Annotated in this window: 13 protein-coding genes; 10 read left to right on the plus strand and 3 right to left on the minus strand. The window is 74.2% G+C overall.

Going from position 1 to position 12,209, the window contains the following annotated elements:
• The first annotated feature begins 28 nt into the window (after window positions 1-28).
• The 9 genes from ACTWQH_RS07790 to der all read left to right on the plus strand — a co-directional run bounded on the left by ACTWQH_RS07790 (window position 29) and on the right by der (window position 9,005).
• A complete protein-coding gene (locus ACTWQH_RS07790; RefSeq protein WP_443285721.1) occupies window positions 29-1,111 on the plus strand; it encodes a ParA family protein in 1,083 nt (360 codons plus the stop codon).
• Window positions 1,096-1,683 (plus strand): hypothetical protein, encoded by a 588-nt coding sequence (locus ACTWQH_RS07795; protein WP_443285620.1) that lies wholly within the window; start codon window positions 1,096-1,098, stop codon window positions 1,681-1,683. The genes ACTWQH_RS07790 and ACTWQH_RS07795 overlap by 16 nt, the downstream gene beginning before the upstream one ends.
• Window positions 1,684-1,689: 6 nt before the next feature.
• Window positions 1,690-3,075, plus strand: a complete 1,386-nt coding sequence (locus ACTWQH_RS07800; protein ID WP_443285621.1) for a segregation/condensation protein A — start codon at window positions 1,690-1,692, stop codon at window positions 3,073-3,075.
• Window positions 3,072-3,788 (plus strand): SMC-Scp complex subunit ScpB, encoded by a 717-nt coding sequence (scpB, locus tag ACTWQH_RS07805; protein ID WP_443285622.1) that lies wholly within the window; start codon window positions 3,072-3,074, stop codon window positions 3,786-3,788. The genes ACTWQH_RS07800 and scpB overlap by 4 nt, the downstream gene beginning before the upstream one ends.
• Window positions 3,789-3,811: 23 nt before the next feature.
• The gene (locus ACTWQH_RS07810) at window positions 3,812-4,852 is read left to right on the plus strand and encodes a pseudouridine synthase (protein ID WP_443285623.1); all 1,041 of its coding nucleotides are present in this window, start codon (window positions 3,812-3,814) and stop codon (window positions 4,850-4,852) included.
• Between the two features lie 2 nt (window positions 4,853-4,854).
• On the plus strand, window positions 4,855-5,940 hold the full coding sequence (locus ACTWQH_RS07815; protein ID WP_443285624.1) for a prephenate dehydrogenase: 1,086 nt from the start codon (window positions 4,855-4,857) through the stop codon (window positions 5,938-5,940).
• Between the two features lie 155 nt (window positions 5,941-6,095).
• Window positions 6,096-6,800 carry a (d)CMP kinase gene (gene cmk, locus ACTWQH_RS07820; protein WP_443285625.1) on the plus strand — a complete coding sequence of 235 codons (705 nt, stop codon included), beginning with the start codon at window positions 6,096-6,098 and terminating at the stop codon, window positions 6,798-6,800.
• Window positions 6,797-7,438 carry a lysophospholipid acyltransferase family protein gene (locus ACTWQH_RS07825; protein WP_443285626.1) on the plus strand — a complete coding sequence of 214 codons (642 nt, stop codon included), beginning with the start codon at window positions 6,797-6,799 and terminating at the stop codon, window positions 7,436-7,438. The genes cmk and ACTWQH_RS07825 overlap by 4 nt, the downstream gene beginning before the upstream one ends.
• Before the next feature lie 91 nt (window positions 7,439-7,529).
• A complete protein-coding gene (gene der, locus ACTWQH_RS07830) occupies window positions 7,530-9,005 on the plus strand; it encodes a ribosome biogenesis GTPase Der (protein WP_443285722.1) in 1,476 nt (491 codons plus the stop codon).
• An 18-nt stretch (window positions 9,006-9,023) separates the two neighbouring features.
• Here the strand turns inward: der and ACTWQH_RS07835 are convergent, their stop codons facing one another.
• Window positions 9,024-9,413, minus strand: coding sequence for a hypothetical protein (locus ACTWQH_RS07835; protein WP_443285627.1), 390 nt, complete (start codon window positions 9,411-9,413; stop codon window positions 9,024-9,026).
• A gap of 128 nt (window positions 9,414-9,541) precedes the next feature.
• Window positions 9,542-10,399, minus strand: a complete 858-nt coding sequence (locus ACTWQH_RS07840) for a hypothetical protein (RefSeq protein WP_443285628.1) — start codon at window positions 10,397-10,399, stop codon at window positions 9,542-9,544.
• Window positions 10,400-10,826: 427 nt separating this feature from the next.
• Between ACTWQH_RS07840 and ACTWQH_RS07845 the strand changes: the two genes are divergently transcribed.
• Window positions 10,827-11,042: an I78 family peptidase inhibitor gene (locus tag ACTWQH_RS07845; RefSeq protein ID WP_443285629.1), complete on the plus strand. Its 216-nt coding sequence runs from the start codon at window positions 10,827-10,829 to the stop codon at window positions 11,040-11,042.
• A 37-nt stretch (window positions 11,043-11,079) separates the two neighbouring features.
• Here ACTWQH_RS07845 and ACTWQH_RS07850 read toward each other — a convergent pair whose 3' ends face one another.
• A complete protein-coding gene (locus ACTWQH_RS07850; protein WP_443285630.1) occupies window positions 11,080-12,063 on the minus strand; it encodes a phosphatase PAP2 family protein in 984 nt (327 codons plus the stop codon).
• Window positions 12,064-12,209 lie beyond the last annotated feature (146 nt).

Consider the following 12,209-nt stretch of genomic DNA (forward strand, 5'->3'; position numbering starts at 1 on the left):
GCGTCAGAGCGCCTCGGATCTGACGGGCATCGGCTCCGTCGCTGTCCACACCTACGCAACCCACCAGAGCCCACTGAGCATGACAGCGCATCAGAGCACGGACGGCCATGAGATGAACACCATGGCACCAGACCCCAAGGGCGGCGAGACCGGCCCCTACACCGACTACGACCTCCCCGACGGGCAGTTCTTCGACCCGGACGCGGAATACGAGCCCGACCCCGAGTACGCCGCCACCATCGCGCCCGACGCCGCCCGGCAGCGCCGCGAGCGCATCGGCCCCACCGGCCGGCCACTGCCGTACTTCCCCATTCCCGGCCCGCTGACCGAGCGCGGCCCGGCCAAGATCATCGCCATGTGCAACCAGAAGGGCGGCGTCGGCAAGACGACCTCGGCCATCAACCTGGGCGCGGCCCTGGCCGAGTACGGACGCCGCGTGCTGCTGGTCGACTTCGACCCGCAGGGCGCCCTCTCCGTCGGCCTCGGCGTCAACCCCATGGAGCTCGACCTCACCATCTACAACCTGCTGATGGAGCGGGGCATGGCCCCCGACGAGGTCCTGCTGAAGACCGCGGTGGCCGGCATGGACCTGCTGCCGAGCAACATCGACCTCTCCGCCGCCGAGGTGCAGCTCGTCAGCGAGGTCGCCCGCGAGTCGACCCTCCAGCGGGCCCTGCAACCGCTGCTCGGCGACTACGACTTCATCATCATCGACTGCCAGCCCTCGCTCGGCCTGCTCACGGTGAACGCCCTCACCGCCGCGCACAAGGTGATCGTGCCGCTGGAGTGCGAGTTCTTCGCGCTGCGCGGCGTGGCGCTGCTGACCGAGACGATCGAGAAGGTGCAGGAGCGGCTCAACCCCGACCTGCGGCTCGACGGGATCCTCGCGACGATGTACGACTCCCGCACCGTCCACAGCCGGGAGGTGCTCGCCCGCGTCGTCGAGGCGTTCGACGACAACGTCTACCACACGGTCATCGGCCGCACCGTCCGGTTCCCCGAGACCACGGTCGCCGGCGAGCCCATCACCACCTACGCGTCCAACTCCGTCGGCGCCGCCGCCTACCGCCAGCTCGCCAGGGAGGTGCTCGCCCGGTGCCACGCCGAGTGAGTCTCCCGGCGGCCGACGAACTGTTCCGTAGTACCGGAGGGGCCGCCGTGCAGCCCTCGACCCCTCCCGAGCACGCGAGTGGCACCGCTGAGAACTCCGCGAACTCCGCGACCGCGAACTCCGCCAACTCCGTGAACGCCGCGCCGCGGGTGCCCGCCCCGGCGGGCGAGCGGCGCCCGGCAGGGGCGGGCCCGTCGGGCGAGGGCGGCGGTGAGGAGGAGACCGCGGCCGGAAAGCCGGGGGCGGAGCGGGCCGTGCCCGGACAGGGCAAGCGGGCGGCCGGCACCCGGGCGGCGGGCGCCAAGGGCGCGGCCGGCGCATCCGAGCCCTCCCGGCGAGGCCGCGCCGCGCGCCGCCCCAGCGGGCGGGAGCGCCACGACGAGAAGATCACCGTCTACGTCTCCGCCGAGGAGCTGATGGACCTGGAGCACGCCCGGCTCGTGCTCCGGGGCGAACACGGCCTGGCCGTGGACCGGGGCAGGATCGTCCGGGAGGCCGTCGCCGTGGTCCTCGCCGACCTCGAATCACGCGGCGAGGCGAGCATCCTCGTACGCCGCCTGCGCGGCCGCTAGGCCGCCATGAGCGGCCCCGAACCCCGCCGCCGCGCCCTGGGCCGGGGCCCCGGCACCGCCGCGCCACCTGCCCGGCCACCCGAGCCGCACCGCGCGGCGGAGACGGCCCCGTCCGCGGGTGGGGAGCCCCCGGCCGCCGATCCGGCCCCGGCCATCGAGCGGGCCGCGGCCGGCGACCCGGCCACGGGCGTTACGCCGGCTCCGCGCAGCGACTCCGCCGCGGCCGGCGACCGCGCCGCGAGCGTGGTCCAGGACACCGCGAGGGCGGCCGTCGCCACCGATTCGCCTCCGGGGTCAGTTCCCGCCCAGGCGGCGGAGGATCCGGCCCCGGCGGTTCCGGTCTCGGCCGCGGATCTCGCTCCGGACCGGGCCGGAGGGCCGGCGCACGCCGCAGACGTACCCTCCCCTCGCAGGGCCCCGGCCCCCGGCCGAGACCCCGCGGGCGGCGAGGCCACAGCGGCGGATCGCGGCGCCTTCGCCGCGGCCACCGACCCGCTGGCCACCGACCCGCCGGCCACCGGCGAGGCCGCCGCGGACGACGCGCGTTTCCGTGTCGTCCTGGAGAACTTCGAGGGCCCCTTCGACCTCCTCCTCCAGCTCATCTCCAAGCACCGGCTGGACGTCACCGAGGTCGCCCTCTCCCGGGTCACCGACGACTTCATGGCGCACATCCGCGCCATGGGGCCCGATTTCGATCTCGACCAGACCACCGAGTTCCTCGTCGTCGCCGCGACCCTGCTGGACCTGAAGGCGGCGCGGCTGCTGCCCGCCGCCGAGGTGGAGGACGAGGCCGACCTCGCGCTCCTGGAGGCCCGCGACCTGCTCTTCGCGCGCCTGCTGCAGTACCGCGCGTACAAGCGGGTCGCCGACATCTTCTCCGAACGCCTCTCCGCCGAGGCCCTCCGCCACCCGCGCACCGTCGGCCTGGAGCCGCACCACGCCCAGCTGCTGCCCGACGTCGTGATCAGCCTCGGCGCCGAGGGCTTCGCCCGCCTGGCCGTCAAGGCCATGCAGCCCAAGCCGAAGCCGCAGGTCTACGTCGACCACATCCACGCCCCCCTGGTCAGCGTCCGCGAGCAGGCCGAGGTGCTCGTCGCCCGGCTCCGCGCGAGCGGCGAGGCCCGCTTCGCCGAGCTCGTGGCGGACGCGCCCGACACCCTCACCGTGGTCGCGCGCTTCCTCGCCCTCCTGGAGCTCTACCGCGAGCGGGCCGTGGCCCTCGACCAGGAGCAGGCGCTGGGGCCGCTCACGGTCCGCTGGTGCGGCCCGGAGGAGGGGCCCACGCGGGTGACCGACGAGTTCGACCGGCAGCCCGACGCCGAAGCCGGAGAAGACGAGCCAGGAGAAGGCGAGCCAGGAGAAGGCGAGCAAGAGGTGCCGGAACGCCCATGACGCAGCAGACCGAGCAGCTGACGCAGCAGACCGAGCAGCAGACCGAGCAGGCGCCACCGCGCCCCGACGCGCCCCCCGCCGAGACCGGGGCCGCCGCGCTGGAGCTCAAGCCCGCCCTGGAGGCGGTGCTGATGGTCGTCGACGAGCCCGCCACCGAGGAGCACCTCGCCAAGGTGCTGGGCCGCCCCCGCCGGGCCGTCGCCGACGCGCTGCGCGAGCTCGCCGACGAGTACGCCCAGCAGCGGCGCGGCTTCGAGCTGCGGCTGATCGCCGGCGGCTGGCGTTTCTACACCCGCCCCGAGTACGCCGAGGCGGTCGAGAGCTTCGTGCTCGACGGCCAGCACGCCCGGCTCACCCAGGCCGCCCTGGAGACCCTGGCCGTGATCGCCTACCGCCAGCCGGTCACCCGCTCCCGCGTCTCCGCCGTGCGCGGCGTCAACTGCGACGGCGTCATCCGCACCCTGCTGCAGCGCGGGCTGGTGGAGGAGGCGGGCAGCGAACCCGAAACAGGTGCGATCCTGTATGTGACGACGAACTACTTCCTGGAGCGGATGGGCCTGCGCGGCCTCGACGAGCTTCCGGAGCTGGCTCCCTTCCTCCCCGAGGCCGACCAGGTGGAGGGCGAGAGCCAGGAGGGAGTGCCGTCGTTCGACGTTGACGCCGACGCCGATGAGGGCGGCGAGCGCGGCGGCGGCTCCACCACCGACCACTAGACCACTACACACACGGACCAGCGATGCGAAGCAGCGGCAGCGGCGGCAGGGCCGGCAGCGGCAGGAACGGCGACCGGAACCCCAGGGGGGCGGCCGGTGGCCGGAACGCCGGACGGCGGGCGACGGGGCGGCCGCGCCCCGAGGAGCGCCGCCACGGGAAGGGCGGCGCCCCCCGGCAGGCGGCGGAGCCGCCCAAACGCGGCCGCGGCGGGCGTACGCCCTCGCGCCCCGCGCCCGTGGCCCGCCCGCGCGAGTACGAGGCGCAGTTCGAGGAGCGCGGCCGCGCCCGGCAGGAGGAGTCCGCCCGGCGTACGCCCCGGCTCCCCAAGACCTTCGGCGAGCCGGAGGGCGAACGCCTGCAGAAGGTCCTGGCCCGCGCCGGGCTCGGCTCCCGCCGCGCCTGCGAGGAGCTCATCGAGTCGGCCAGGGTCGAGGTCAACGGCAAGGTCGTCACCACCCAGGGCCGCCGCGTCGATCCCGAGCGCGACGAGATCAAGGTGGACGGGCTGACCATCGCCGCCCAGAAGTACCTGTTCTTCGCCCTCAACAAGCCAGCCGGCGTGGTCTCCGCCATGGAGGACCCCGAGGGCCGCCAGTGCCTGGGCGACTACGTCACCAACCGCGAGACCCGCCTCTTCCACGTCGGGCGGCTCGACACCGAGACCGAGGGCCTCATCCTCCTCACCAACCACGGCGAGCTCGCCCACCGCCTCACCCACCCCCGGTACGGCGTCACCAAGACCTACCTCGCCGCGATCCAGGGCCCCGTCCCGCGCGACCTCGGCAAGCGGCTGAAGGAGGGCGTGCAGCTGGAGGACGGCTTCGCCAGGGCCGACCACTTCCGGGTCGTGGAGAACACCGGCCGGAACTACCTGGTCGAGGTCGCGCTGCACGAGGGCCGCAAGCACATCATCCGCCGGATGCTCGCCGAGGTGGGCTTCCCCGTCGACCGGCTGGTCCGCACCCGCTTCGGGCCCATCGCGCTGGGCGACCAGAAGTCCGGCTGGCTGCGCCGGATGACCAACACCGAGGTCGGCCGCCTGATGAAGGAGGTCGGGCTGTAGCGATGCGCACCGCACTCGTCATCGGCACCGGCCTGATCGGAACCTCCGCCGCCCTCGCGCTCACCTCGCGCGGAGTCCGCGTCCACCTGCGCGACCGTGACCCGGACGCGCCGCGCACCGCCGCCGCCCTGGGCGCGGGCACCGAGGAGCCGCCCGAGGGCCCGGTGGATCTCGCCGTCGTCGCCGTGCCGCCGGCGTACATCGCCCCGACCGTGGCCGAGTCGCAGCGGCGCGGCGACGCCCGGGCGTACGTCGACGTCGGCAGCGTCAAGGGCGGGCCGCGCCAGGACCTGGTCGCGCTCGGCGGCGACCTGTCCCGCTACCTCGGCACCCACCCGCTCTCGGGCCGCGAGCGGTCCGGGCCGCTGGCGGCCACCGCCGACCTCTTCGAGGGCAGGCCCTGGGTGCTCACGCCCACCGCCGAGACCGACACCGAGGTGCTCAACCTCGCGCTTGAGCTGATGGCGCTGTGCCGGGCCGTGCCGGTGGTGATGGACGCCGACGCGCACGACCGCGCCGTCGCCCTCGTCTCGCACACCCCGCAGCTCGTCTCCAGCCTGGTCGCCGCGCGCCTGGAGGGCGCCGAGGAGAGCGCGGTGCGGCTGGCGGGGCAGGGCATCCGCGACGTCACGCGGATCGCCGCCTCCGACCCCGCGATGTGGGTGGACATCCTCTCCGCCAACCCCGGGCACGTCGCCGAGGTGCTCGCGGAGATCGCCGCCGACCTGGACGAGACGGTGCGGGCGCTGCGCGCGCTGCAGTCCTCGGACGAGGCCAAGCGCGAGGGCGGCGTGGCGGGCATCGAGGCGGTGCTGCGGCGGGGCAACGCCGGGCGCGAGCGCGTCCCGGGCAAGCACGGCGCGGCGCCGGCGGCGTACGAGACGGTGGCGGTGCTCATCACCGACCGGCCCGGAGAGCTGGCCCGTATCTTCGCCGACGCCGGCCGGGCCGGGGTGAACGTCGAGGATGTGCGGATCGAGCACGCCACGGGGCAGCAGGCGGGTCTCGTCCAGCTCATGGTCGAGCCGACCGCCGCGCCCGTGCTGATCGCCGCCCTGCGTGAACGCGGCTGGTCGATCCGGCAGTAGCAGGCCCCGGGGTACAGGTACCCTTCTCTTCGACCAGTCGTCGACGGGCAGTCGGCGCTGGCGAGAACAACCGAGAACAACCGAGACCGCGGACAACCGCGAACGTCGAGAACGTCGACAACAGCAGAGAACCGTCGAGAAAGGTGCCCTCCGCCGTGGCCGTACCCCCCGTCATCGTCGCTATCGACGGCCCCTCCGGCACGGGCAAGTCCAGCACATCCAGGGCGGTCGCCGCGCGGCTGGGCCTCGACTACCTCGACACCGGCGCCCAGTACCGGGCGATGACCTGGTGGATGCTGAACAACGGCATCGACGTCCGCGACCGCGCCGCCGTCGCCGCCGCCTCGGTCAAGCCGTCGATCGTCTCCGGCACCGACCCCCTGGCGCCCACCATCACCGTGGACGGCACCGACGTCTCCGGCCCGATCCGGAGTCCGGAGGTCACCGCCGCCGTCAGCGCGGTCAGCGCGGTGCCGGAGGTGCGCGCCCGGATCACCGAGCTCCAGCGGTCCATCGCCGCGGGCGCGGCGGCGGGCGTGGGCATCGTCGTCGAGGGCCGTGACATCGGCACCACCGTGCTGCCCGCGGCGGACGCCAAGATCTTCCTGACCGCCTCGCCCGAGGCCAGGGCCGCGCGCCGCAGCGCTGAGCTGGCCGGCCAGGGCGGCGTGGCGGGCGCCGACGTGAGCGCCACCCGGGAAGCACTCGCCCGGCGCGACGCCGCCGACGCCGGCCGCCAGGCCTCGCCGATGGCCAAGGCCGACGACGCCACCGAGGTGGACACCACGGAGCTGACGCTGGAGCAGGTGATCGAGCGCGTGATCAGTCTGGTCGAGCAGCGGAGGCGGCGGGAGAGTTGACCAGCGCACGGGGCGCGGCGGCCGGCCGGCGCCTGGCGGCGGGCGTGCTGCGCGGCGCGTGGCGCATCCGGTCACTCGGCGACTGGCGGGTGCCCGCCACGGGGCCGGTGATCCTCGCGGTCAACCACACCCACAACGTCGACGGCCCGGTGCTGATGGCCCTGGCGCCGCGCCCGGTCCACTTCCTGGTCAAGCGGGAGGCGTTCACCGGGCCGCTGGGGCCGTTCCTGCGGGGCATCGGGCAGCTCGCGGTGGACCGCAGCAGCGCGGACCGCGCGGCGATCGCCTCGGCGCTCGCCGTCCTGGAGGCCGGCGGGGTCCTCGGCATCTTCCCCGAGGGCACCCGCACCTCGGGGGACTTCGCGGCCATCCGGTCGGGCCTGGCGTACTTCGCGCTGCGCTCGGGCGCGCCGATCGTGCCGGTGGCGATGCTGGGCAGCGGTGAACGCCGTGGCCGGGTGATACGCGCGCTGCCGCCCGCGCGGGCGCGCATCGACGCGGTCTTCGGGGAGCCGTTCCACCCGGCGTCCGACGGCGGCGGGCGGCGCACCCGGGCGGCGCTGGAGGCGGCCAGCGGGCTGATACAGGAGCGGCTGACCGCTCACCTGAAGGAGGCCCGGCGCCTCACCGGCCGCTAGGCGCAGGGCACTGGGCCGCTGCGCGAGACTGGACCCGGCGGCCGGCCACGACGAGCGGGCGCGAACCACCATGAACGAGGTACAGGACGTCATGAACCAGCAGGACCACACCGGCGGGGCCGGAGGGCACGGCGCCCTCGGCGATGCCGAGTACGCGCAGTTCATGGAGCTCGCCGCCGAGGAGGGCTTCGAGGCCGAGGAGGTCGACGGCGAACTCGCCGCCGCGACCGAGGGCCCGCTGCCCGTGCTGGCCGTCGTCGGCCGCCCCAATGTCGGCAAGTCGACACTGGTGAACCGCATTCTCGGCCGCCGCGAGGCCGTCGTCGAGGACCGCCCCGGCGTCACGCGCGACCGGGTCAGCTACGAGACCGAGTGGGCCGGGCGCCGCTTCAAGGTCGTCGACACCGGCGGCTGGGAGCGCGACGTGCTCGGCGTGCAGGCGTCCGTCGCCGCCCAGGCCGAGTTCGCCGTCGAGACCGCCGACGCGGTGGTGCTCGTCGTCGACGCCACGGTGGGCGTCACCGACACCGACGAGGAGGTGGTGAAGCTCCTGCGCCGGGCGGGCAAGCCCGTGGTGCTGTGCGCCAACAAGGTCGACGGCCCCTCGATAGAGGCCGACGCCGCCTACCTGTGGTCGCTGGGCATCGGCGAGCCGCACCCGGTCTCCGCGCTCCACGGCCGGGGCACCGGTGACATGCTCGACGCCGTTCTCGACGTGCTGCCCGAGGCGCCCGCCGAGTTCTACGCCGGGGGACCGGGCGGCCCGCGCCGCATCGCCCTCCTCGGCCGCCCCAATGTCGGCAAGTCGTCACTGCTCAACAAGGTCGCCGGCGAGGAGCGGGCCGTGGTCCACGAGGTCGCCGGCACCACGCGCGACCCGGTCGACGAGCTCATCGACCTCGGCGGGAAGACCTGGCGTTTTGTCGACACGGCCGGCATCAGGCGCCGGGTGCACCTGCAGGACGGCGCGGACTACTACGCCTCGCTGCGCACCGCCGCGGCCCTGGAGAAGGCCGAGGCCGCCGTGGTGCTGATCGACGTCACCGAGCCCATCAGCGTCCAGGACACCCGCATCATCTCGATGGCAGTGGACGCCGGCCGCGCGGTGGTGATCGCGTACAACAAGTGGGACCTGCTGGACGACGAGCGCCGGGTCTACCTGGAGCGCGAGATCGAGCAGGAGCTCGTGCAGGTGCGGTGGGCGCCGAGGGTCAACATCTCCGCGCGCACCGGACGGCACATGGAGCGGCTCGTCCCGGCCCTGGAGACGGCCCTGGAGAGCTGGGAGACCCGGGTGACCACCGGCAGGCTGAACTCCTTCCTCGGCCAGCTCGTCGCCTCGCACCCGCACCCGGTCAGGGGCGGCAAGCAGCCCCGCATCCTCTTCGGGACCCAGGCGGGCACCAAGCCGCCGCGCTTCGTGCTGTTCGCCTCCGGGTTCCTGGAGGCGAGCTACCGCCGGTACATCGAGCGCAGGCTGCGCGAGGAGTTCGGCTTCGAGGGCACGCCGGTGAAGGTGTCGGTCCGGGTGCGCGGGAAACAGGGCAGCAGGGGCGGGCGGGAGTAGGCGAGCAGGGGCCCGGGTTCACCGGGCGGGCGGCAGCGCCGCGGGCAGCGCCCGGCTCTGGCCGCCGTAGCCGTAGTGGCCGGCGTAGCCGGGGTGGGGGTGGTGGCCCGGCATGCTGGTGTGGGCTCCGTGGCCGCCGTGCGCGCCGTGCGCGTGGCCGGCGAAGGCGGAGGCCGGTGCGGTCGCGGTCGCGGAGGCCTCGAAGTGGCGGACGTAGCCCTGCCAGCCGCCCGCGCCGCCGACGGTCGCCCCGCCCCCGCCGTGCGCCGGCTCGAATCCCGTGAACCGCAGCTCCTCCTCGCCCGTGCGGTCGCCGGGCAGCGCCCGGAACAGCCGACGGTACTCGGCGTACAGGGAGTCGTAGATCGGCGTCGCCGATCCGGTGGGCTGCTCGTAGGAGGTACGCATGCCGGGAATGCCGGTGGACTGCGGTCGGGATGGTTCGTAAGGCTGCACGTCCGTCCAACGATCGGCCGGTCCGGCGGATGCGGGGCGACACGCGGGTGTACCTGAACGACTCACCTGTACCTCGGTGCCTAGGTCCCGGCCAGCGGCATGGCCGCCGCGACCAGGAGCCCGCTCGCGGCGGCCTTCTCCAGGGCCTCGCGCAGCAGGTCCTCGCGCGGCTGCTGCCCGATGGAGCCGGCCGGGGCGGCGTAGACGAACACGGTCTGGTGCTTGCTGGCGCTGGCCCGCCATCCCTCGGTCACCGGCAGCGGCTGGTGCGCCTGCCACCACGCCGTCGGCTGGGCGTCGCCCGGCGCCGACTGCAGCACGGCGTGCAGCTTGCCCATCGCCAGCAGCACCGACCAGCCCGGCAGCCGGGCGGGGGCGCCCGCGACGTCGGTGACCGGCATGAAGCCCGCCTCGATGAGCAGCGGCAGGAAGTCGTCGCCCGGCCCCTGGGAACCGGGCCGCAGGACGGGGCTGGTGGGCTCCACCACGATCGCCGGGTGGAGCTCCGCGTCGATCAGGATCTGGCCGCAGGTGACGCCGAGCACGGCCTGGCCGGGGGCGGGTTCGAGGCCCTCCGCGCCCGGCTGCGGAACGCCTGCCCGCGGAACGCCGGGCCGCTGGGCGCCGGCCACGGCGTCGGGCTCCGGCGCCGGCGCCGGGCCGTCGCCCGTGATGGATCGCACGGCGCCGCGCAGCTGCTCCTCGGAGACGGAGACGACCTGCGAGGGGATGCAGGAGGCGTGGGCGAAGGCGAGCACCGCCGTCTCCTCGCCGACGAACAGCACGGTGCTGGTGCGCTCCTGGCGGGTGTTGCCGGGGGTGCGGCACGAGGTGCAGTCGTAGCTGTCCGGGGCGTTCTCGCCGGTGAGCAGGCGTTCGGCTTCGTCGTCGCCGATCTCGGCGCGTACGTCGTCGCTGACGTCGAGCAGGGGGGACACTGTCGCTCCTCGGTTCGGGATCCCCGCCGGGGCCGGCGGGGTGCCCCGTGCTCAACGGGCGGGGTGGCGGGCTGGTCACGCCCGGCGTGGCGCGAATCGCCTCATCGGGCCCCGCCGCCGGGGCGTCCGGCGGAGCCGCGAGCCCGCCGTCCGGGCGGCCGTCCCGCACCCGCCATAAACCTTCCGTTCACCCGGTTCATCTGGCGTGTGAATTCGAGGGGTCCGATGGTGTCACCCGGCAACGCCGGTAAATCCGGCCCCGAATTGCGCCCGGCCGTGGCGAACGCGAATTCGGGAAGGGCTGCAATTACAGATCGTGCACGATGTGGGTACGGCTGCCGGACCGGGCGCGTCGTGACACAAGCGTGACAGTTCCCGGATCCGGGTGGTACTTCCGGGTGCTTGAGCGAGGCCGTACGGTGGCGCCATGGCACCGCTTCCTCCTCGGCCGCAGACGCCCGACGACTCGCCCGACGCCTACGTGGGGCTGGCCGCCGACGACGCCGAACGCCGGGCCCGGGAGCGGGGCTGGCGCACCGTCCGCCGCCTCGCACCCGACGCCGTCATCACCATGGAGTACATGGCCGGGCGGCTGAACCTCGCCGTCAAGGACGACGAGGTCGTCCGCTGCTGGCACGGCTGAGACGCGCGCACGGGAGGGACCGAGGCGGTCAGAGGCGTCAGCGGCTGCCGACCGGCGGGCGGACGGGATGCTCCGGCCGCCCCGGGTGGCCGCCGTTCTGGTGGCCGGAGGTCCCCGGGTGGCCGGGGGGATGGGCGCGCCCCGACGGCCGCAGCCGCACCTGCGTCACCCGGCCCGCCCCGGCCACGGCGGGCTCGCCCTGCGGCACCGGCTCCTCGCCGGGCAGCGCCGCGCCCGCCGCCAGGGGCACGGCGGCCACCGCGGCCGCGGGCGGCGCGTCCGGGCCGCGCAGGCGCCGCAGCCGGTTCCGCAGCGTCAGCAGCGTGCGTTCGGTCCGGGCGATCGCCGGCTCGCACCAGGGCAGGGCCAGCAGCACCAGCAGCCCGGCCGCCCAGCCCAGCACCACGTCGCTCACCCAGTGCGTACCGAGATAGACCGTGGTGGCGCCCACGCTCAGGGCGAAGACGGCGGCGATGACCGACAGGGTCCGCCGCGCGCCCGGGGTGGTCGCCAGATAGGCCAGGATTCCCCAGGTGACGACGGCGTTGGCGGTGTGGCCGGAGGGAAATATATCTCCGCTGCCCCACATCTCGTTCGAGCCGATGACGTTCGCGTAGTGCGGCCCCTCGCGCGCCATGCCGAGCTTGGCGGCGCCCACCGTGACGTTCAGCAGCAGCAGGGCGGTGACCAGCACCAGCAGCGGGCGCAGCGTGCGCTGCCGCCAGCAACGCCAGCTCAGCCACGCGGCGATGAGCACCGCCGTGGGACCGCGCTGCCCGAGCACCACGAAATAGTCGAGGAACGCGTGCAGCTCAGGCCACTGTTTGTACGGCCGGTACAGCATCACCTGCCAGTCGAGGCGGACCAGCCATGAAGTGCTCAGCACGGCCGCGACACTGACCGCGTAGAACCCCAGCGTGGCCCACAGGAGCATGATCCGGGTCCGGCTCATTTGGGGAGTCGGCACCTCGGGTGGCTTCTGCTCCTGCTCAAGGCGGGCGAAGAATCGGTCGGTACGCACGCTGTCAGATTACCGGCAGTGATAGCGGGCTTCCGTCTCCGGCCCGCGTTCGTGACGGCTATGTGATGTATGGTCCATCTATTCGAGGCTCCGATATCCGGGCTTTACCAAAAGCTTCGGCCCATGATTTGCCGGCGGCGCTCTTT

This window comes from Streptomyces sp. 6N223 (assembly GCF_052246635.1).
GTDB lineage: Bacteria > Actinomycetota > Actinomycetes > Streptomycetales > Streptomycetaceae > Streptomyces.